General features: G+C 45.1%; 19 protein-coding genes and 5 pseudogenes. 17 read left to right on the top strand and 7 right to left on the bottom strand.

From position 1 onward, the window contains the following. The first annotated feature begins 105 nt into the window (after positions 1–105). The 4 genes and pseudogenes from JCM14467_RS19400 to JCM14467_RS16190 all read left to right on the top strand — a co-directional run bounded on the left by JCM14467_RS19400 (position 106) and on the right by JCM14467_RS16190 (position 2,569). A pseudogene (locus JCM14467_RS19400) lies at positions 106–1,026 on the top strand (ABC transporter ATP-binding protein). Further along, entirely contained in the window at positions 1,013–1,792 is a 780-nt protein-coding gene (locus JCM14467_RS05295; protein WP_054849402.1) for an ABC transporter permease, read from the top strand. Before JCM14467_RS19400 ends, JCM14467_RS05295 begins: the two are co-directional and overlap by 14 nt. Then, positions 1,752–2,336, top strand: coding sequence for a hypothetical protein (locus JCM14467_RS05290; protein WP_252900871.1), 585 nt, complete (start codon positions 1,752–1,754; stop codon positions 2,334–2,336). The genes JCM14467_RS05295 and JCM14467_RS05290 overlap by 41 nt, the downstream gene beginning before the upstream one ends. Before the next feature lie 26 nt (positions 2,337–2,362). Next, the gene (locus JCM14467_RS16190) at positions 2,363–2,569 is read left to right on the top strand and encodes a hypothetical protein (protein ID WP_252900808.1); all 207 of its coding nucleotides are present in this window, start codon (positions 2,363–2,365) and stop codon (positions 2,567–2,569) included. A gap of 238 nt (positions 2,570–2,807) precedes the next feature. Here JCM14467_RS16190 and JCM14467_RS05285 read toward each other — a convergent pair whose 3' ends face one another. The 5 genes from JCM14467_RS05285 to JCM14467_RS05270 form a co-directional block, all read right to left on the bottom strand. Continuing rightward, the gene (locus JCM14467_RS05285) at positions 2,808–3,260 is read right to left on the bottom strand and encodes a hypothetical protein (protein ID WP_054849401.1); all 453 of its coding nucleotides are present in this window, start codon (positions 3,258–3,260) and stop codon (positions 2,808–2,810) included. Continuing rightward, complete coding sequence (locus JCM14467_RS05280) at positions 3,257–4,321, bottom strand: APC family permease (RefSeq protein WP_054849400.1); 1,065 nt, start codon at positions 4,319–4,321, stop codon at positions 3,257–3,259. Before JCM14467_RS05280 ends, JCM14467_RS05285 begins: the two co-directional genes overlap by 4 nt. Beyond that, positions 4,318–4,479, bottom strand: coding sequence for a hypothetical protein (locus JCM14467_RS16185; protein ID WP_252900807.1), 162 nt, complete (start codon positions 4,477–4,479; stop codon positions 4,318–4,320). Before JCM14467_RS16185 ends, JCM14467_RS05280 begins: the two co-directional genes overlap by 4 nt. A gap of 154 nt (positions 4,480–4,633) precedes the next feature. Further along, complete coding sequence (locus JCM14467_RS05275) at positions 4,634–5,173, bottom strand: pyridoxal-phosphate-dependent aminotransferase family protein (protein WP_054849399.1); 540 nt, start codon at positions 5,171–5,173, stop codon at positions 4,634–4,636. Next, on the bottom strand, positions 5,173–5,400 hold the full coding sequence (locus tag JCM14467_RS05270; RefSeq protein WP_054849398.1) for a hypothetical protein: 228 nt from the start codon (positions 5,398–5,400) through the stop codon (positions 5,173–5,175). Before JCM14467_RS05270 ends, JCM14467_RS05275 begins: the two co-directional genes overlap by 1 nt. A 241-nt stretch (positions 5,401–5,641) precedes the next feature. Between JCM14467_RS05270 and JCM14467_RS05265 the strand changes: the two genes are divergently transcribed. Together JCM14467_RS05265 and queC are read left to right on the top strand one after the other, a co-directional pair. Further along, a complete protein-coding gene (locus JCM14467_RS05265; protein ID WP_054849397.1) occupies positions 5,642–6,295 on the top strand; it encodes a 7-carboxy-7-deazaguanine synthase QueE in 654 nt (217 codons plus the stop codon). 33 nt (positions 6,296–6,328) lie between these two features. Further along, positions 6,329–7,824 (top strand): annotated as a pseudogene (queC, locus tag JCM14467_RS05260) (7-cyano-7-deazaguanine synthase QueC). A gap of 219 nt (positions 7,825–8,043) precedes the next feature. Here the strand turns inward: queC and JCM14467_RS05255 are convergent. Further along, complete coding sequence (locus JCM14467_RS05255; RefSeq protein ID WP_054849396.1) at positions 8,044–11,427, bottom strand: hypothetical protein; 3,384 nt, start codon at positions 11,425–11,427, stop codon at positions 8,044–8,046. A 99-nt stretch (positions 11,428–11,526) separates the two neighbouring features. Here JCM14467_RS05255 and JCM14467_RS16175 point away from each other — a divergent pair, with 99 nt between their 5' ends. The 11 genes and pseudogenes from JCM14467_RS16175 (at position 11,527) to JCM14467_RS05215 (ending at position 20,643) form a co-directional block, all read left to right on the top strand. Beyond that, positions 11,527–12,042: a hypothetical protein gene (locus JCM14467_RS16175; protein WP_252900804.1), complete on the top strand. Its 516-nt coding sequence runs from the start codon at positions 11,527–11,529 to the stop codon at positions 12,040–12,042. Further along, a complete protein-coding gene (locus tag JCM14467_RS16170) occupies positions 12,021–12,395 on the top strand; it encodes a hypothetical protein (protein WP_252900803.1) in 375 nt (124 codons plus the stop codon). The genes JCM14467_RS16175 and JCM14467_RS16170 overlap by 22 nt, the downstream gene beginning before the upstream one ends. After that, positions 12,385–13,053, top strand: coding sequence for an indolepyruvate ferredoxin oxidoreductase subunit alpha (locus JCM14467_RS16165; protein WP_252900802.1), 669 nt, complete (start codon positions 12,385–12,387; stop codon positions 13,051–13,053). Before JCM14467_RS16170 ends, JCM14467_RS16165 begins: the two co-directional genes overlap by 11 nt. A gap of 141 nt (positions 13,054–13,194) precedes the next feature. After that, on the top strand, positions 13,195–13,446 hold the full coding sequence (locus tag JCM14467_RS05245; protein ID WP_054849395.1) for a hypothetical protein: 252 nt from the start codon (positions 13,195–13,197) through the stop codon (positions 13,444–13,446). Positions 13,447–13,607: 161 nt separating this feature from the next. Next, complete coding sequence (locus JCM14467_RS05240) at positions 13,608–14,807, top strand: MFS transporter (protein WP_054849394.1); 1,200 nt, start codon at positions 13,608–13,610, stop codon at positions 14,805–14,807. Positions 14,808–14,889: 82 nt separating this feature from the next. After that, positions 14,890–15,498 (top strand): hypothetical protein, encoded by a 609-nt coding sequence (locus JCM14467_RS05235; protein WP_252900801.1) that lies wholly within the window; start codon positions 14,890–14,892, stop codon positions 15,496–15,498. Between the two features lie 26 nt (positions 15,499–15,524). Further along, on the top strand, positions 15,525–15,752 hold the full coding sequence (locus tag JCM14467_RS16160; RefSeq protein ID WP_252900800.1) for a galactokinase family protein: 228 nt from the start codon (positions 15,525–15,527) through the stop codon (positions 15,750–15,752). An 8-nt stretch (positions 15,753–15,760) separates the two neighbouring features. Next, positions 15,761–16,516, top strand: a complete 756-nt coding sequence (gene mvk / locus JCM14467_RS05230) for a mevalonate kinase (RefSeq protein ID WP_252900799.1) — start codon at positions 15,761–15,763, stop codon at positions 16,514–16,516. Positions 16,517–16,582: 66 nt separating this feature from the next. Next, positions 16,583–18,170, top strand: a pseudogene (locus JCM14467_RS05225) (ATPase, T2SS/T4P/T4SS family). A gap of 56 nt (positions 18,171–18,226) precedes the next feature. Next, positions 18,227–19,280 (top strand): annotated as a pseudogene (locus JCM14467_RS05220) (ATPase domain-containing protein). A gap of 35 nt (positions 19,281–19,315) precedes the next feature. Beyond that, positions 19,316–20,643 (top strand): annotated as a pseudogene (locus JCM14467_RS05215) (signal recognition particle protein Srp54). A gap of 13 nt (positions 20,644–20,656) precedes the next feature. Here the strand turns inward: JCM14467_RS05215 and JCM14467_RS05210 are convergent. Beyond that, a complete protein-coding gene (locus JCM14467_RS05210; RefSeq protein ID WP_054849392.1) occupies positions 20,657–21,802 on the bottom strand; it encodes an alkaline phosphatase family protein in 1,146 nt (381 codons plus the stop codon). Positions 21,803–21,804: the final 2 nt, after the last annotated feature.

The raw sequence follows: 21,804 nt of genomic DNA, 5'->3' as shown, positions 1-21,804 counted from the left end.
TAGGCTTAATAAACCTTATGCCTTTGAATAACGGAAATTGTTAAGTCCTCATCAAGGCAATACTCGGCAAAACCTTATTACCTAGGCTACTGTATTGGGGGCTGTGTGAACGACGCAATAGTGGCTTCGAACCTTAGGAAGAGGTTCATTAGTTATGAACGTATTGGCTTCATAAGGAGGAGGAAGATCATAGTCGAAGCGCTAAGAGGAGTATCCTTCAGGGTTAGGTGGAGTGAGGTGTATGGATTACTGGGCCCGAATGGTGCTGGTAAGACAACAACGGTTAAGATACTCGCAACCCTATTAATACCTGATGATGGTTATGCCGCGATTGATGGGCATGATGTCGTTAAGGAGGCGAGCATGGTTAGGAGGATCATAGGCTTAGTCCTATACAGATAAGGGGTTTTACTCAAGGCTTAGTGGGTATGAAAACCTCGTCTACTTCGGCAGGCTTTACGGATTGAGCAAGTCAGTGGCTGAGGTAAGGCTAGGGAGTTAATGAGACTCGTTGGTCTTGAGGACGCCATGAATAGGCCGTATGAGGAGTACTCACTTGGTATGAGGGCTAGGCTTGCAATAGCCAGGGCGTTGATTCACGACCCACCAGTAATATTCCTTGACGAGCCAACAATAGGCCTCGACCCAATATCGGCTAGGGAGGTAAGGGACTTGGTAAGGAGACTAAGGAGGGAGGGTAAGGCGATCCTGTTCACGAGTCATAACCTTTGGGAGGTTGAGGAGGTTTGTGATAGGGTTGGTATAATAAGTAATGGTAGGATGATTATCGAGGGGTCGCCCAGGGATATTAAGGACATGCTTGGACTGAAGTACGTTATTGAGGTTGAGGTTCAACTTAATGGTCTGGCGGAGACCATACGCGAGGAGACCACGAACCCCGTGGAGACTCTTCGTAGGGTGATAAGTGATTTTGAGACAAGGGGTTTTAGGATAAGTAGGATTAGGATTAATGAGCCTTCCCTGGAGGAAGCGTTCATCAGGGTGGTCGGTAATGAAGGTAAATAGGTCAAGCAGTTTAGACGCATTATTTGCCGTTATGGTTAATGAGTTGAAGATAATAAGTAGGGAGCCGGGTGGTTTGGCATTGCTAATTATTCTTCCATACTTCATCGCCGGTGGTATGGCCTTCATAGCATCATTCTTCGTTAAGGTGACGAGTGGGGTATTCATTAGGCAGTTCATTGGATTTGAGGTCCTCATGCTATCCATGATCATGATGCAGACTGGGGCTAGGTTTCTATGGGAGGAGAAGAGGGGTGGTAGGCTCGAGTTTTTACTCGCTTCACCGATAAGCATGTACGTAATATTGCTTGGCACGTCACTGGTTATGATACTGGTCAACGTGGGCGCCTTCACGATAGCCTCCCTACCACTATTCTACGTGGAGTATGGATTAATCGGAGCCCTCAGACTGGCGTTGGCACTCCTATTACTATTCATAGGGCTTCTCCCCCTCTACGGCATCGGATTACTGATAGCTGGTCTTGTTATGAGACTTAATGATGCCGATTCCGTGACCAATGTATTAACGCCAATACTGACAATACTATCCGGCACCACATACCCGGTGTACGTACTGCCCTGGTGGATTAAGGAATTAATCTATGCACTGCCCATGTACATAACCTTCTACTCCATGTACTTGGAGAGTACAGGTCATGAGGAACCAACCATCATTATTTACTTAATAACCTCGGCAGTCATCTACTTACTACTTGGCATGACCTCATATGCCAGGCTCGAGAGAGGGTTTAGGAGCCGAGGTATTTAGGGAATTGAGTACTGAGGTATGGAGGGGTTTACGCGTACTATTCTCTAAACCATCGGCGATAATGATAAATATAATAACCGCACCACTATGGCTCGCATTCTTCATACTAACACTTAGGGGCTTCGGCGTGCTCACCCTGGGGAAACTTATACTTCAGCTATTCCTCTGGGCGGCATATGCCTTCGCACTATACTCAAGTTGGTTGTGGGGTTTTGGTGGTGGAATTATTGAGGAGGGTTATGAGGACATTCTCGAGAATGTAATGTCCGCGGTAAACAACGTATTCATTCACATAATTGGGTGGGGCATTGCATACTCAATATACACCTTACTCGACCTTGCAGCACTTGCGCTAAGTTTCTACGTGGTTTTCGGCATAACCATTGAGGTTAGGGATCCCCTACTCCTCATACTATCCATAATACTTGCTTCGCTGCAGTTATTGCTTATATCGACTATATACGCAATGCTCGTGATTAGACTCAGGTCTAACTGGGTTATCACAGACATAATGCAATTCCTAATGCCAGCCTGGGTGGGTTAATACCCAGTGAGGCGAGTAGGTACGTAATGATAATTAACGAGCACTCACCAATAGCCTACCCATTCATAATAATGCGTGAGGCAGCCCTGGGTTACCCAGAACTCCCCATACCAATTACTTACCAGGTACTTTACTCAGTAATCACCGTTGTGTCCTTACTCATTGCCACGGCAATACTAGTAAGGATATTCGACAAACGACTAAGAAGGGAGGGAAAGCTGGGCCTTACCTAAATAATTATTTACCAAAACATAACCACATCGTCAGGGATTAATAGGATAATTAAGAATCTCAACAACGGCTTACCTCGTTGCATCAATACTAGAATTTGCAATGGGCACAATAACTTTCTATTGCACCGCACTGAGTATTAATTCAATAATCAATGCATGTAAGAGATATCGTAACTAGGGGAGGAAGAAATTAAGGTTTAATTCTTGATATTCGTTATTTTCAATTCCATGAAACCTATTACTCAGGCGGTATTTCAGTATACGTCAAGGCTAACGGTATCCCCTCCTTACTCCTAATATATGATGCGATTGCGAATACGACCAGGCCCACTACGAATATTATTGATGACTCAGCTAACAACTGTAGTGGGTTGCCTGTAATCGATAAGTAATACTGCGGTTGGGTTAACCAGTAATAGGCGAAGATTAATAGGACTACTAAGTATATAAGGTCCAGCGTGACTAGGATTTTCCTACTTACTTCGAGCTTTGTAACGCCCCTAACATGCATTACCAACGCCAACAACATCGATGCGATGAACGTGAAGACTAGGAGTACCAGCGCGTCTAGGTCTATTGCATAGAGTAGTGTGGAGCTTAGCGGCGTTAGGATTAATACGTATACTAGGACTATGGTGATGACTAAATCAACCAGGTGAGCCGCTACCGGAGAGTGGGTCCTCAGGCTCACGTAGATATGGCCCTCGGAAGTGCCCTATCCATGGAGAAGGCGAGTAAGTATCTAGATACTTGAATAATGACTCCGGTCACGGGCGCTATGTACCAGAGGACTGATGAGTATGCTAAGGCGATGGCTATCGGCGTGTGTATTAGGGCAAGGTCAGCGCCGGGGTTAACAAGCATGTAACCATTATCAATCCCATTAGCATTCATGTAACTAGCCCCTATGAAGAACCTTAACCCAAAACCCCTGAGAAATGCGATAACGAATATTGCGAAGAATAAGCCACCGAGGACAAACATACCGAGGACACCGAGTATTGCCGTTAACCTATCCCTCCTAATCTCACCACCTATAGTCACCGGGTAATTCACATACGCCCAAACCGCCGTGGTGAAGGCAACCATGCCAAACAACCCATACAGCCCACCAGTCACCGAGACCCTGCCAGCCTCATTCACAGCCCTCAAGTACTCAGTACCGAGCGAAGTCTCAATGATGCCGTGCGGTAGCGCTAGTACATAGATGGCCGAGGCGATGAAGGTGGCTAAGGCCGCTAGAGACACTACGGCGAACATGGTAAGCCCGGCCCTGGCGGAGACTATGTTAATCAGGATTAACACGGTTATTAGTACTACGGCTAATATGAACTCATTCCTTGGGTTAAGCACGACACTCGCCAAGGGGTTATTCAACGCCTGCATTACCGTGCCCAGTTGGGCTATTGCGAAGTACACGAGAACGGCGTCATAGAGCATCTCACCTATAGTAAAATTGAACCAAGCCGCGAAGCCAATGGGTGGGTTAAGTCGTGAAAAGTATACGTAGTCACCAGCAGTCCTTGGGTACTGCCTAGTTATGTAGTACCATATTAGCGCCCCTGGTATGAATACTAACCATGAAATGAACAAAGCCGCGTATACTATGGATCCTGCACCATATAGGTAAAGCCCAGCTAGGTAAACAAATGGTATTATGAGAAAACCGTTATATCCCATGCTCATTAGTAATAGCCTGAATGGGCCAACCTCCCTCACAAGGCCTGTGCTCTCCCTAACGAAGATCCTCATGCCCCAACACCGCCTAGGAAGGCCTCTATGGCGTCACCAATTTTGACGTGGTATCCAAGGTCATTTAGGGCCTTGGCCAGGGCAACTATGGCGTTAGTCATTGCGTTTATGGATGCGGTATAGCCCATGTGCCCAATCCTAAGCACCTTACCCCTCAATGGACCCCATGAACCCGCTATGAAGCGCCGTAACCCCTTGCCGTCTCAATAACCTTAACGTCACTTAACCCATTGTACGTAGAACGCAGTGACTGTCGGGCTTGAGAAGCTCTCTGACTCAGGGACTAACCTCAAGTTCATGGCCTCCACAGCCCTAATGACACCCCCTGGCCACTGCCTTATGTCTCCTATAGACGTTGTCGAGTCCCTCCTCATGAATCATCCTCAGAGATTCAAGCAAGCCATTGATTAATGGCTCGCTGTGGGTGTATGGGAACTCCATCTTCTCAACCACGTCCCTCCACAACCTAATGTTTAGGTAGAAGCCCCTGTAATCGACCCTCTCCATGGCCTCCCAGGCCTCGTCACTCACGGCGAGTATTGTCAAGCCAGATGGTAGGTTGAGTACTTTCTGACTACCGCCAATGAGTATGTCCACGCCCCATTTAACGTCAATCTCCACACCGCCTATTGATGATACGGCATCAACAATGAGGAGCTTACCCTCAGACTTAACCACCCTGGCCAACTCCCTGAGGTTATTCAGCGTTCCACTAGGCGTCTCGCAATGAACCATGGTAACGACCCTAGCATCCCTAGCCTCACTCTTAAGGAATTGAACCACCTTGTCAGGATCGAGTATCTTCGTATACTCAACCCTATGAATAATGGGGACACCACCGTAAGCCCTCACTAAGTCTGCGAAGCGTCACCAAAGACGCCATTACTTAAAACTGCAACCTTATCGCCATTCCTGACCAGATTGGCCACTGCAGCCTCGAGACCACTCATTGCCTCGCCAACCCACACAATAACATTACCCTTCCTGGCACCGAGCATCTCCGCAATCATTGACCTAACCTCATCATAACGCCTAAAGAACTCTGGGTCCAGGTCCGGGTTTGTAGTTCGCCTCACCATGCTAGTAATATCCTGTGGGGTATTTCCGTAGGCCCCGGCGTAGCTATTAACGTATCCGTCACAAACATTGACAAGCCTTACCCTGGACCAGTTAATATGTTTAGTTAAACGTTTAATAGTAATTACACAGGAACCCTGATAGCGAAGGATTGTAAATTTATGATCATTGGATTCGATTTATTTTACCGTTTTAAAGTAATAATAAACCCTTTTAAATGGGAATTAGACATTACGGTCAATCGTGAGGATTATTGAAATATTTAGGTCCAAGCAGGGTGAGGGACCAAACGCGGGTAAGGAAGCCGTCTTCCTAAGGACTGCTTATTGCAATTTAAGGTGCTCGTGGTGCGACACGAAGTACTCATGGTTTGGTGGGATAAATATGAGCATTAATGAGGTTTATAGCGCGATAATGAGGGTTGGCGGTGACGTGAGGCACCTGGTTGTGACTGGTGGTGAGCCACTCCTGTGGCTTCGTGAGTTAATCCCATTATTGAGTCTCTTGCATTCTCAGGGCTTCTTCATTGAGGTGGAAACAAATGGCACATTGAGGCCCGGTGAGCTCATTAAATATGTCGATGAGTTCAACGTATCCCCTAAACTATCTAATTCAAGGATTCCTGCTAGGCTTAGGATTAATGAATTGGTTATTAGGGACTTCGTGACTAGTGGTAAGGCCGTATTTAAGTTCGTAATTGATAAACCTGAGGATGCTAATGAGGTTCTTTGGTTCATGAACAAATTCAATATACCACACGATAGGGTATACTTAATGAGCCAGTGCACAACACGTGAAGAGTGCGTTGCTAAGGATGAGACCATTACGAAGCCGATGGCTGTAAAACTCGGTGTTAATTACACACCGAGGCTTCATATCCTTATGGGGTTTAAATAAAGACTTAAATATTCAGGTAACGCCTGGGTCAGGATGTGCACGATTGGTGGAGTATTAATATTTGGTGATAGGTTGGACGTAGATAGGGCCAGGAGGATTGAGGAGGTTTTGAGGATGGTCATTGTTAAGGGTGAGGAGAGGGGTCGTGACAGCTTTGGCATTGTTGCCCTGAGTAGAGATGGTGAATTGAATGTATTCAAGAGCAGGGAGAGGCCGAGCATCGCCGTGAATAGGATACCCAGTATCATTGGTGAGGATACCGTGGCTGTGATATTCAACAATAGGCTGAGCCGACCACGGAGTATGTGAGGGTTAAGATTGAGGACGATATACAGCCAATGATTGGTGAGCACGTGGTTGTGGCGCATAACGGCACAATAGCCAATGACAAGGAGTTAGAGACTAAGTTCAATCTGACCCGTAAGTCCAGGATTGACACCGCAATACTACCGCCACTACTCGAAAGACTATGGGACGGATCACTGAATGGGCTTAGGGACGTGTTGGTTAACCACGTTGTCGGTAGCTATGCATTGGCAATAATGGATACGCACAGGCCTGGCAGGGTTTGGCTCGCCACGAACTTTAAGCCACTGTACATGGCCTGGTATAGCGACTTAAAGGCCCTATTCTTCGCAAGCCTAGATGACTACTTAATTGACGACTCTAACAAACCCATTTGGGACACGCCAGTGATTAGGCGCGTCGAGCCCTACACCGTAGTGGAAATTGGGATTGACGGTACCTGGTCCACAGTATCGTTGAGGAATGAGGAGCAGGGTAGGAGGAAGAGGGTCCTCGTAATAGCCAGCGGCGGTCTTGACTCAACCACGGCAGCCACGTACCTGCTTAGGCAGGGCTATGAGGTAACGCTCCTTCACTTTAACTACGGACATAGGGCCGAGACCCAGGAGGATAGGGCTATTAAGAGGATTGCCGAGTTCCTCGGCGTCCCACTACTTGAGGTCAACATGGACTTCTTCAAGATCGTTAGGCACTCGCCACTTCTGGGTGATGGGGAGATTAACCGTGTTGATGAGGGTAGGGAGGGTGCCGAGTTTGCCCATGAGTGGGTTCCAGCTAGGAACTTCGTATTCATAGCCCTTGCCACGGCCATCGCTGAGGCTTACGGCTTTGATTACATAGCCACCGGGATTAACCTGGAGGAGGCTGGCGCTTACCCCGATAATGAGATGGAGTTCATTAGGCTCCTTAACAGGGTTATGCCCTACGCCGTTGGTCCTAATAAGCATGTGGAGTTGATAATGCCTGTGGGGCACCTGGTTAAGCATGAGATTGTGAAGCTCGGTCTCGAAGTTGGAGCACCACTTCACCTAACCTGGAGTTGCTACGACAATGGTGAGAAGCACTGCGGTAGGTGTGGGCCCTGCTATATGAGGAGGTGGGCATTTAGGATAAACGGTGTCAGGGACCCCGTGGAGTACGACCTACCAAGCGAAGTCGAGGAGGAATTCTGGAAGGGTACGAGGCCGTACGAAATCCCTAAAAGGCTGAGCGGCACAACATAGTACTCCTATTCAATAGCATTCCTGTTCTAGACTTAACCAGTATTTGGACTAAGAATGTTAAATTATTCGCCAGCGATAAATCAACATAATGGAAATAAAACGTATACCTAAAAAGGACTGATGAAACAATCCTTAATTGAAACCATGACGCCATAAAAAAATCAAAAGGATGAATTAATTTGGCATTTCATAATAAATGATGGATGGTATAATTAATTATTACATGGATGATTTATACCGCTTGGCCCTGACTATTCTGTATATCGCAATTATCATTAGTGTAATTACCGCGGTAAATACTACGTAGATGAGGATTTCATACCTTAGTATGGTGCTTACCAAGCCTATCCTATTGATGTCGCCATTCACTATGGCCTGCGTTAATAAGTACCTTGATAATTGGGCAAGTGGGTCGTAGGACCTTGATGATGATTGGTAATCACTGACTACTTCGTTTACCAATCCCCAATTACCACTTTTTATGGCGTTGGCTATTGTGGTGTTTAGGAATGGTGGGTTTCCCAATTCATTAAGTATCTCCTCGGCTTCGAAGTATGTTGGCGGTATAACATACGCATTAATTTCAGACTCATTAGTAATGCCTAGGTACTCGATGCTCAGCATGATTGTAATCGGCCCTAAGGCCTGCGGTGTGAATGTGTTTGAACCATTAATGAGAACCGTTGCTGGAACCCTTGAGCCGTTATTGAATGTTGCGTATGCGGTTATTGTCTCGTTAAGCAGTAACGGGTAGCCATCGTAGTAACCAATTGTGTTGTTTATCCATAGGTTTAGGTCATCCCAATAACTAACCGCCTCACTTGTCAGTATATATGATGATGCATTAATGCTTAACTTACATTCCTCATTGAATGCCATGCTTAATGATGCATTTGCCGTAACCACCATCGTCTCATTAATGCAACCATTGAGTGTGACATTTATGGGGAGGCTTATTGGTGGGTAATCATTGAGTGTTATGTTTATTGTCTCATAACGACCAATAAGCACCAGCGGCTCAGCCTGTATGCTTAATCCGAGCAACTCCACGCTGGCTGCCGTGATGTTGCTAGATGACCATGTGCCAAGTTCTACATCGATTACATAAATGCTTGGCATCATTGGTTTAACGAGTACGTTAACTAGGCTTGACCTGCCTGGTGGTAAGTTGATGATCATTGATGAGTATAATGACCCGTTTATGTACACGTTTAATGGGCCTTCGTAAGCGAGTGTTGGTGGCATCGTGATATTAATGGTGACGCTTATTACGTGTGGGTACGCCGTTATTGCAGGTGATTCAAGGCTTATTGATGGTGTTGGTCTTGAAATCGTTATATTATTGAACCCAGTGTTTATAACCAGAACGCCCTCACTTATGGGTAGGGTATAATTGACCTCTATCGTTGAATTGCTCAGTACGTGGTTGAAAACCACGTATTGATAAGGACCAGTTACGCTTAGATCTACCGTCACATACTCAGTGGTGCCCGTCACATTCCATAGATAATCAATTACGGTAATTCTCGGTGGTACAATACCTAGGCTCGTGGTGATTGATGAATTGCTTATTGTAAGCGTTAGTTTATTGCCCGTGTACGTTAAGTTCAACACGCCCCAGATGAATTTGGCCTTACCGCATTGCACCGTGGCGCTGCCCACGTAATTGTTATTCACGTAGAACTCACCGCTATAGGTTACGGGATATCCTGGGCAGGTTGTTGGGCTGTAGATCCCTATCGTTGCGTTGACTAAGACCCAGTGTGGTGCGATGGTTATGATGCTCGGAATCAAGTCTATGGTTGGCGGTGTTATGTTTATTATGAGTACTGTTATAGTGTACGTGCTGTAATTAACGTAAACCGCACCGCTTAGGCCAGCTACCACAGACTGAATTGAGCTTATCCCACTAACGTATGCATTGATTACCGTGTAATTACCATTTATGTAATACGTAGCATCAGAGATATCCACTTGGGCTGGCACCACGTTATAGCCGAGTGTTATTGCCGTGCTTGGGCTATTGTATAGGTAAATATCGCCCTGCCCGCTCGTCACAGTGCTATTGGTGAAGAAATAAACCTTGACCGTGTTTGTGCCTGGGTTTAATGTCACGGTTTCATTACCTGGTTGGAAATAGATCATTGGTTTGAAGGGGTTCGTTGGACTTGGTGGTGATGAGACAATTACATCGGTTATGAGAATCACATTGTTGGGATTATTTATTGAAAACACTAAATAACCGAAGCTATCACTCGTTAGGTATAGTGTGGATGATGTTATTAGTGATATTGTTGGTTGCGTAAGGGTTACCTGAGCAAGTGCGGCTGAGTTATCGTACGTCACATTGACCGTGTAGGTACCCCAGGTAATTCCCGTCAACGTGATACTCGCATAACCATTACTTGCGCTGATCGCTGTGCCATTGACGTATATTGTACCCGTAACTGGGGCTGTCCCATATGTAACGTAGAGTTCTAGGGTCAGTGACCCCCTCATGACGTTGTAGGTTCCACTAACTATTTTAACCATCATACCTGGGGTATAGCTTATTGTCAATGTAACGGTTTCGCTATTGGTCGTTGGGTTGACCACAGCCATGTATAGGGTGGTGTTTGTTACCGAGAATGCTGAATTAAGCTCTATATTACTAATGACCGAACCACCACTCGCGGTAATCTCTATGGTGCCCGTGGCGGGTAGCTGAACTTCGTAGTACTCCGCGCTTAGTCCCTGTAGACTAATGCTAAATGAGTAGGTGTTACCGCTCACGCTTATTGTTTGGAAACTTGGGTAGTATGTTGTACCGCATAGGTCCTGGCCATGGACTATGGAGAGTAAGTATTGGATGTAGTAATTATCGAGCCATGAATTAACGATGGCGCTTCCCGCGAATACGTTCTGCTCTATTGTGGCTGGTTCAATCCCGTTAGCGACCAGCCAGTAAATAAAGGCTGAGTAGTAGTACATGTTTATTATAGGTTTTCCTGAGTAGTCGTATGGGTCATACTCATACTGGTTGTATTGAAAGTAGTCCTGGGCTATTGGGCATTGATTCGTGTAATAGCTTGCCGTGCCCTCAGCATCAGCCTCGATGTACCAGGGATAATTCTGCGGCATCGTTGTGTATTGCAAATACGCTAATTGCGATACATGAACTAACTCATGGTATGCCGTGTGCTCTAGCCATTCTTGATTTAGGCCAGCGCTTATGTTTATCTCAACAATGCAGGCGTTAATTATTTGGCCCGTGCTTGGGTTATACTCATAATACCACTCAGTCACGCCAGCCTCACTGGCCTGCTCAGCCTGAGAAACCACATATACTGTGTACTGATTTCCACTGCATGGCGGTGCCATCTTCATGCCAAGACCCGTATATGTGGAGTATCCCTGCTCTAGGTAGTTGTCTAGTTCTTGGTCGTAGGCTTGACCGGCATTTGCCAGGTCATAAATCACAAAGTGTGTACTATTTACGGCAGGAGCCTGAGCCTTAACGGCTAGTGGTATGATAATCATAATTATTAAGGCTATGATTATATACCTCCTTAATAGTGAGCGTGTGAATTTACTCCAGAAACTCACACCCACTATACTACCCATATTTATTGATAAAAAGTTAGTATTTTTAGGGTTTATTAAAACTTTCAATTCAATAACAAAAATAACACTTTTTTAAATCGCGAAGCGCTAACGAAGTTGGTGTTTAACGTAAAGGGCAGTATTATGAGAATTGCAGATATACTGAGGAACTCGTTTAATGAGGTACTCATAACGGGCTCCTACCTAATGAATAGGGTATTCAATGTAAAGGTGAATCCTGAGGGTACGATTAACGAAGCCGAAGTCCTCTCAAGCATGTTTAGGGATGTCGCAGTATTAATCGATGACGTCGGCTTCCTAAACTCCCTAGGATCCCTAAGCACCACTAGAATTAGGGGCTCACTCGCAGTGTTCGTCTACGACATCCACGACGTAAGGCCCTTCTGTAACTTGGTGGGTTTACCATGCCTAGAGCCTTGGGATCAGGAGAGCCTAATTAGGGCTGTTGGGGAAAGCCGTGATTATAGTGAGTCCTTTGAGCTACCATACGTAGTGAGGTTAGGTCCTTGGTTAAATGTGATTGAGGATGTTCAGGACATTAAGGTTAGGCGTAGAGAACCCACGTTTAATAAGAATTGGGGCGAACCAATGCGTTGGGGCTCAATCGCCTGCTAGGTAATATACGTAGGGAGGTTCCTGGGGAGGTTAGGGTTAGGTCCCGCGATAACATAACCATTATTGGGAAGGGTGATGGCGTGTTAGTATCAGGTTCCGCCTGGCCATTTATTAAGAGCCATATTGATAAATTTAGTGGCTATTCAATAGTGTTATCGTTGTACATAAATCCATTGCCCAGGGATTCCATAAACGTAAAGTACGTTGTTGACCCAGGGGATTACCTGACTAGGGAGGTTAATGCTGATGGGCTTATGATGGAGGATCTTAATAAGTGGTATGGTGACTTAATCAATAGTGCCATTCAGCAACTCTTTTTTTCGAGGGGCAGGAGACCCATTGATGATTATTGAGTGGCTCCTTTCGAAGCATAAGGAGCTAGGGGAAGCGCCGATAGTGGTGGTTGACCCATCGTATATACACTTAATCAGTACTGAAGGATTAACGCCAAGTTACGACATGCTACCGACATTCTTCGAACCGAGAAGTTTTGACCAGTTAATTGACTTCGTGACTAACCCATTAATGGCGTTATTGGCATTTCTAAGGGCTGGTTATGGTTATGGCAGGTTAATAGCCGTGGTTAACCCATGTTCATTAGTGAGCCAGGGGGATTTGCTTCGTGATATTACCGATGGTAATTACCTCGTCATAATCCCATTAATTGGGAGCGAGTGCGATGAGGTCATCAATACCCTATCTCGGTTTGGTGTTCATTACCAGGTTATAAATTACGACCCAGGTAATCCCCTAAACTCATTACGGGACCTCTTAGGCATTGCTAATTCACGTGGTATTATCATATTACGTATTTTAATGGATTCCCTAGGTAAGTACGTGTTTAAGGTGGTTGATGAGTACTGCGATAATTGCGGTGACTGCCTAAGGATTAACTGCCCTGCCATTCAATTAGATAAGAAGCCAGTTATTAATGCCAATGCATGTGTTGGTTGCGGGATTTGCCAATTAGTATGTTTGCGAGGTGCAATAGTTGAGATTAAGGTTTCATGAAAAATGTTTAAATATCGTGCATATAGTTTTACGTAAATTATATAGCATATATAGTAATTTTTTTCACTACACTTGCTATATAGCAAGTATACCCTTCACACCATATAAGTATTTAAACCCTCCATAGATGCTGAAAAATGTATGATGGGAATGAAAACAATAATTAGGAACATGAGGATATTACCAAAGTGGATAAGGAGATTGGCAGTTGGTAATGATTACTCAATGAATAATACGGAGACAAATACCACTATTGACCAATACGATGCTAAGAACACGTCTCATTTAATGGTTGTACCAACGCCATACGCCTTACCAATAGTAATACCAATATATGCCAATGAGAGGGTCGTAAGGGAATTAGTTAAAGATCATTACTACATATTGCCATAAAAGCATAGAACCTAAACTCTTTTAAGCCTTGATGATTATTAAGCCTTTGTGATGAGACGACGGTCTCTTGAGCAAGTGATGAATGGGTAAATAACTGATTCACTTAATTTCATAATATTTTAAAAATCGGTATAACCCCATGAACATGAAGGGGATTCTCATTGCGTAATGTAAGAAGAAACATTAGGTACTACGTGACAGGTAACGTGGGGATACTACTGCTTACCTGGTTCCTTTACGCAATTGGTAATGCCATAACAATACCGTACTTCTCGATCTACCTAAAGATGTTAGGTGCCAACTCTGTGGATATCGGCTTAGCGTACTCAATTGCTATAATAATGCAGTTGATCACAATAATACCTGGTGGGTACTTAACCGATACATTGGGACGGAGACTATCGATAGTTGTGGGGACTTGGTTGATTACGGTAACGTCATTCCTAATGGTCATAGCACCCAATTGGCAATTACTCACGGTATTCTACGCATTAAACATGGCCGCAGCGTTTTACCAACCCGCATTACTCGCAATCCTCATGGATTCACTGCCTCAGGACAAGTACGCCAGCGGTATATTAATTACCTCAGTACTACCCCAAATACCCTGGTTGGTCTTGCCCCCTCTCGGTGGCTTTTTAATCAATAAGTACGGTCTGCTCGGCATTAGACTTGCGTATTTAATCTCCTCGATAATCTCCGTGGTTGTTGCGGTAATTAGGCAATTCACAATTAAGGAGACCCTGGGGAATAGGGTTGGTAAGGTAACCCTTAGGGAACTCCTGCACTCATACAATCAACTAACTAGTATTGCCAATTTACCTGGCGATTTACTGATGATTTACGTATCGGCATTGTTAATATCCATTGCCGTAATGCCCATTAACACCTTACTACCCATATACGTAATCTACAAATTAGGACTTGCCACAGTCTATTGGGGTTACTTAGTATCCCTTTCGTACGCCGCTTACATCGTGATAGGGATATTCTTAACATTCTATGTTGATAGGTATAGGAGTAAATTGTTTGTCTTGGGCACGATAATTAGCGCGGTGGGTAGCGCAATAGGGTTGGTTAAAGGTGTATACCCAGTCGTGGGTTACCTACTCATGCTTCAGGTTGGTGTTCAGTTAGTTATTACGGCAATACAGAGTGAGTTGGGTAGTAGGATTGGGGTCGATAGGAGGGGTTACGGGATGAGCCTATTAATTGTGTTTCAATTGATTGGGCAGACAATCGGCAGTTACCTGACTGGTGAGTTCTATAGAATTAGTACGGAGTCCCTATTCCTAATGCCGTTGATCCTATCATTGGGTTTAATAGCGATTCATTTAAGTAGGGCTCGCCGTAATGTTTAGTGATGAGCAATGATACTATTGATAGGTTGAGCCTACTCATTAGGGGTATTGACGCACTCATAGCCGGCTAATATTAGATTTGGTGATATCCATATTCTATACATTTTCCATGATAGCACTCACGGGATTACTTATTCACTTGTCGCCAGTATTTACATACGTGGGTAATGCGGTGGAATCAATAATTACGTTAGCCCTATACATGATCATATTTAGGTGGGGATTCGGTCTACTGGTTAAGGCTGACCCTAAGGATTATGATATTGGGTTGGTTGGTGTATTCATCATTGCCTTCGCATCCCTGTTGTCCCTGTTGATGAACATCATGGCCGCAATTAGGGTTCATCAATTAATTGTTAATTTAATTGACGCGGTAGGGGTTGTTGAGGGTACGATTGGTCAGGTCATGATTATTATTTCGCTTTATAGGCTGGGTTATTACAGTAATATTCTTAGACGCTCATCGATCTTCCTAATGCTTGGTTTTGCATTAGTATACCTAGGAACCATTGCCGTGGTTCTCCATAATTACCTGGCTGGTAGTGACTTATTACTCACTGGGGCATTCATAGCCGTGCCTAGTTACATCCTGGTAATTTGGGGACTCAATGATGCGCGTAGAACCATAACTAATTTAATTATTGAACTCGGTAAGCCCGGTGGCTCGGGACTGTTCGGTGGAAGAACTTAATTTTCTAAACCCACTCATCACTACTTGTGGTTACCGTAAAGGCGCCGGGCAAGGTGATATTGTATGGGGAACATGCTGTCGTTTATGGCGAGCCGGCCCTGGCAATGGCTATTAGTAAGTATGTCTACGTCACGGCAAGGGCCAGGAGTGATAATAGGATCAACATAAATGCTAGGGATTTGAAGTTGGCGGGCATTTCCGTAACTATTAATGAGAACGGTGATGTAATAGCAGGACTGATTACGGCGCGGTAATCTCCGCATTGAGTTATGTTAAGAGAGCTGTTGAACTTGCCATGGAGTATGTCGATAAGAAATCGGGTATTGACCTGGAGATACGGTCCGAAATGCCCGTGGGTGCTGGGTTGGGTACGTCGGCTGCTGTGGCCGTCGCAACAATATATGCATACATAAGGGAATTGGGTTATGACATTGATAAGCGAGAGTTAGCACGCCTGGCGTGGCAGGTTGAGAGGGATGTTCAGGGCTCCGCAAGCCCTACGGACACAACCATGGCAACCTTCGGCGGTATAATGTATGTGAGGCCCGAGGGTAATAATGCGGTAATGGAGCCAGTAAGGCCCGGTATTAATGTACCATTGATTATTGGGTACGTGCCTAGGGTGAGCACGACGAAGGACTTGGTGGCTATGGTTAGGAGGAAGTATGAGGCAATGAGAGACGTGATAGAGCCGATAATAAGGTCAATAGGCACAATCACCAAAAGAGGTAGGGAGGCCCTGGAGAAGGGTGATCTAGAGTTAATGGGCGCTCTAATGAATATTAATCACGGATTACTCGACGCGCTCGGTGTATCAACTAAGCAATTGAATGAGTTGGTTTATGCAGCCAGGAGTGCTGGTGCCCTCGGCTCGAAGTTGACGGGTGCCGGCGGTGGTGGGTGCATGATAGCGCTATCTGATAGGGTTGAGGTTGAGAAGGCCATAGAGCTCACGGGAGGATCTGTGTTGAAGGCCGTGCTTGATGTTAATGGCGTTACCGTCGTTAGTAATGATTAATTGGCTTATTATGAATAAAAGTGTTTATTAAGGGTACTTGCTATCGATTACATAGCGATAAGCGGAATGCAAGTAGGCAGTATTTACATACCAGATACATCGGTGTTCTTGGATGGAAGCCTAAAGGAGGCAATATTGAGGGGTAGCATCAAGGGCAGATTATTGATTCATACTGAGATAATTAGGAAGTTCGAGAGCGAGGCCAGGGCTGGCGGTGCATTGGGTTGGCTTGGTATTAGGGAGTTGAACTACATAACGGACTCAATAAATAAGCTGGGCCTTGAGGATGTAAGGATTGAGTACGTATCAGTACTTCCTAAATCAATACCGAGACCTGACCAGCACTCGGTTGATGAGATTGTTAGGGAGTTAGCGAGGGAATTGGGTGCAACCCTGGTGACTAGTGATGAGATGAATTATGAGATCTCAAAGGCCATGGGCATTGAGACCCTATTCATCGGTCAACATAAGGATAGCTGGAGATTGAGAAGTTCTTCGATAATGACACAATGTCTGTTCACCTGAAGGAGGCTCAATACCATACGCCAAGAAGGGTAGGCCAGGTAATTGGCAGTTAGTGCCCCTCGGCAATGAACCACTTAGTAGGGAGTATCTTGAGAGGATGGTTAGGGAGTTAATATCGGCATCACTAATGGCTGATAGTAGTACTAGGATTGAGATCAGGAGGGAGAACTCATTGATAATTCAGCACGGTGAGTATAGGATCGTTGTTGCACTACCCCCCGTGTCTGATGGTATTGAGATAACTGCCGTTAAGCCATTGATTAAGAGGAGACTTGAGGAGTACTCACTTCATCCTAAGGTTCTTGATAGGCTAAGTAGGCAGGCTGAAGGAATACTAATTGCTGGTCCGCCAGGGGCTGGTAAGACGACCTTCGCCCAGGCATTGGCTGAGTACTACATGAGCCTTGGTAAGATTGTTAAGACCGTGGAGTCGCCGAGAGACATGATACTTCCCAATGAGATAACGCAAATATCGAAGACGTACGCATCATCTGAGGAAATACATGACCTACTACTGTTATCTAGGCCTGACTTCACGATATTTGACGAGATGAGGGATACTGCGGACTTCCAATTATACATAGACCTTAGGCTGGCTGGCGTTGGTATGGTTGGTGTCGTCCATGCGACAAGCCCTATAGACGCGATACAGAGGTTTATAGGTAGGACCGAGCTTGGAATGCTCCCGTCCATAATAGACACGGTACTCTTCATGAAGGATGGCGAGGTTCAGAAGGTGTATAGCCTTGAGCTCACGGTTAAGGTACCTGAGGGCATGAGTGAGGAGGATCTCGCAAGGCCTGTGGTTATTGTTAAGGACTTCATAAACGACACGGTTGAGTATGAGATCTATGTGTTTGGTGAGGAGATATTCGTAACGCCGATAAGTAAGTCGCGTAGGGTTAGCCAGGCCGTTGGTGATAAGAGGTTGATTAGTAGGATTATTAGGGTTTTGAGGAAGTACGTGCCCCCTGAGGAGGTGTCGATAATTAAGGGTGAGGATGGGTCAATAATAATTCAAGTACCTGATGCATATATAGGCGTAGTTATTTCCAAGGGCTTACCTAAACTCGAGAATATTAGGAAGAAGTTCAATGTTCAACTCAAGGTAAGGCCGAAGGAACATTGACGAAACGCAACATATATAAGTACTCTTATAACAATTGTCAGGATAATATGAATTCAATGAAGAGACAGGTTACTTCAGACTCGGATACTTACTCTAACTCTAATTATTATGATTATTATGGAAATTACCAATCAAGTAATTACTATAACGATACGACGGCATATTATCAATATCCCTACAATACGCAAACCGTTCAGTATCCGCAGGATCAATACCCATACTACTACTATTACTATGAAGACAAGGCACTAACCGGGATTAACTACCTGGACACATACATACTAGGTGGTGGGTTCAAGAGAGGTGAGGTCTACCTAATAGCTGGTGAGGCTGGTACTGGGAAGACTATATTTAGCCTAACATTCCTAAGGACGGGCGCCGAACTTGGCGAGGTGGGCATGTACGTGACCGTCGATGAACCATCAGAGGACGTTAAGAGGGGTGTCCGTGATGCCCTTGGCTGGGACCTTGATACATATGAAAAAAAGCGGTAAGTTAATCATGGCTGATTTCAGGACTTACTTCAGGATTTATGCACGTGATGAGAAGATAACCCTTGACCCAAGGGACTTGGCTAAGATGATTATTGAACAGGTTAAGAAGTATGATGTTAAGAGACTCGTCATTGACCCAATCGCGCCGTTAATAATAATGAGTCACCAGGACGTTATTTGGATTAGGGAGTACCTTAGGGAGTTGGTGTTTCAGCTTAAGAGGCTTAAGGACGTGACCACGGTAATGACGTCAGAGATACCCACCGGTGAGGAGAATAAGCTCAGCAGGTTTGGCGTTGAGGAGTACCTGGCCAGTGGTGTGATCATGCTTTCCCTCAGGGAATTACCACTATTTAATAACGGCCTTGGCTGCTTGGTCAGAATAATGTTCATTAGGAAAATGAGGTGGATGCCCATTAGGCCAATAAAGCTCATATATGAGATAAAGGAGCCTGGTGGAATTTACGTAATTGGGCCTCTGAATGACGAGAACACACTCAATTATTACAGGAGTTACTGCAGCAGTCAGCAGTACCCGCAGAACTATTACGGTTATTACTACCCACAGCAGTACTACACGTCTCAGTATTACGAATCGCAGCAATACCCGCAATAATTATTTAAAGGATTAGGTAAAGGAACAAGATTGCAGTGGCACCGAACCCATTAATTGAGGCCTTCACGAATTTGGTTAATAGGATTAGAGGGTTGAATTACATAGATGAGACAACGCTTAAGGAGGTTCTGAGGGAGATCCAGAGGATACTGCTTAAGGCTGACGTTAGTGCTGACGTTGTCCTATCAATAACGAAGGCTATCGAGGAGAGGTTCAGGCAAGATAAGCCTCCCCAGGGAATCACGAGTAAGGAGTTTCTGATATACCTGCTATATCAGGAGTTGGTTAAGGCACTTGGTGGTGAAGAGACGCCCAACGTAAACATTAGCAAGAGACCTTATAACTAATGCTAATTGGCGTTGAGGGTAGTGGCAAGACAACATCAGCGGCTAAGCTGGCCAGGTTTTACATTAAGCGAAACCTAAGGGTTGGGCTTATCGAGACTGATACGTATAGGCCAGGTGCGTATCACCAGCTTAAGCAATTAGCCGAGAAGGTCAATGCCCTGTTCTATGGTGAGGAGAATTCAAAGGATCCAATAGCCATACTTAGGCATGGCCTTGAGTACATGCAGAGGAATAAGGTGGACTTAATAATAATTGATACGGCAGGTAGGCATAGGAATGAGGAGGAGTTGCTGAGGGAGGCTAAGGCAATTTATGATGAAGCTAAGCCCGACGAGATCATGCTCGTGATAGACGCAACAATTGGTAGGCAGGCCGCCGCCCAGACGGAGGCGTTCATGAAGTACGTGCCGATACACAGCGTTTTCCTAACGAAGATGGATAGTACGGCAAAGGCAGGCGGTGCGTTGACCTCGGTTATAAAGAGTGGTGCGAGGATTAAGTTCATAGGCGTTGGTGAGGATGTTGATGAGGTCGAGGTCTTTGACGCCAATAAGTACGTATCGAGGCTCCTGGGTATGGGTGACCTTGAGTCATTAATCGAGAGGATAAGGGCCATTGAGGAGGAGAGTAAGATCATGGAGGAGATAGAGGAGGGCAAGATAAACCTACTGACCATTAAGAGACAGATTGACTCATTAATGAAGCTCGGACCCCTCAGTAAGATCCTGGAGCTACTACCAACGAGTATGTTGCCAATGCAGTATAGGGCCGTGATGCTTGATGAGGAGAAGATGAGTAATGCCCAGGAAATGCTTAGGAGGTGGAGGTACATACTTGATTCCATGACGAAGAATGAGTTACTAAACCCGGACATTATTAATGCATCGAGAATACGCAGGATAGCCAAGGGTGCTGGAGTAACTCCAAAGGATGTTAAGGAACTACTGAATTACTACCAGTTAATGAAGAGAATGGTTAATCAAATAAAGAAGTCACGTAGAAGGCTAGGTAGCTAGTCGGTGGGTAGCGCTATAATTGAATTAGTGGTATGTACAATTCCCTCTCGGTTAAGCCACCGTGCTGACCCTTAAGGGTTAGTAATTCCTCATTGTCCGGCTTATACAGGTAAATGAGGGATGACCCACTATTGGGTATGAAGATCACGTCACCAACCCTATCAACCATTTCACTGGACACCTCACCAAATAAGCCTATGCTGACTGCGTTATCCTTACTTATGAAGCGCCCAGTTACGTTATACCTACTGAGTAATGAGGTTAATTCATCAATACTTGCCTTATCATTAAGCTTCAGATATATGGCCCTGGCATCGCCGTAGGGAGGCACGTTTAGGAATTTCATTAATCCCTGAACATCATTAGCCTTGGTGTTGATCTTAACGTTGTCATGTCCGTGGTCGGCCGTTATTAATACCGTGGAATCCTCCATGTACTTCTTAGCCATCCTAATCACGGAATCCACAGTCTCCCTAATTACGACGCTACACTCCTCGGAGTCAGGCCCATACTTATGGGCTGCGGAGTCCACCGTGGTTATGTATATATGCACAAAACCAACCTTATAGTCACTTAGGAACTTTGATGCATTTATTATTGCGTCGTACAGTGTAACGTATTCGACAATCTCGGCACCTGCATAGGTTATCCTAGACAAACCACCAGATAAGCCCTTGGGAACGTAAACCCTATTCCTTATGCCCATATTGCTTAACTCCTCAAATATCGTTGACTTTATTGGGAAGAGCTTTCTCAAGTCGTAACCCATCTTATGGAGTCCATCCCTCTCACCAATCACTGGACCCATTGACAGTGTATTGACTATGGTCCCAATCTCCTTAATGTAGACGTTAGGGCCCAGGACACCGTGCTGCCCAGGGCTTAGGCCTGTGAATAAGGTTGTCAATACAGTGGATGTCGTCGTTGGGAATACGGAGGTTATTCTATATAGCCTACTCACTGGTAATGAATCGCCCATGCTACTTATTAGGTCCTTATAGCCAAGCCCATCAATTAGTATTAAGACTACACGATCACTAAGGTCAAGGTCAAGCCTTAACTTAGGTCCCCTGGGCACTGCACCGAAATGTGATAGTAATGTGTTGGCTAGGTTTTGAATACTGGCGCCTGAGTAATCAGGCACTACAAATTCGCTCATTA

The organism is Vulcanisaeta sp. JCM 14467 (genome assembly GCF_001316245.1).
Lineage (GTDB): Archaea > Thermoproteota > Thermoprotei > Thermoproteales > Thermocladiaceae > Vulcanisaeta.
The sequence above is the reverse complement of the archived record's forward strand: the minus strand, read 5'-3'. Positions and strand labels throughout refer to the sequence as shown.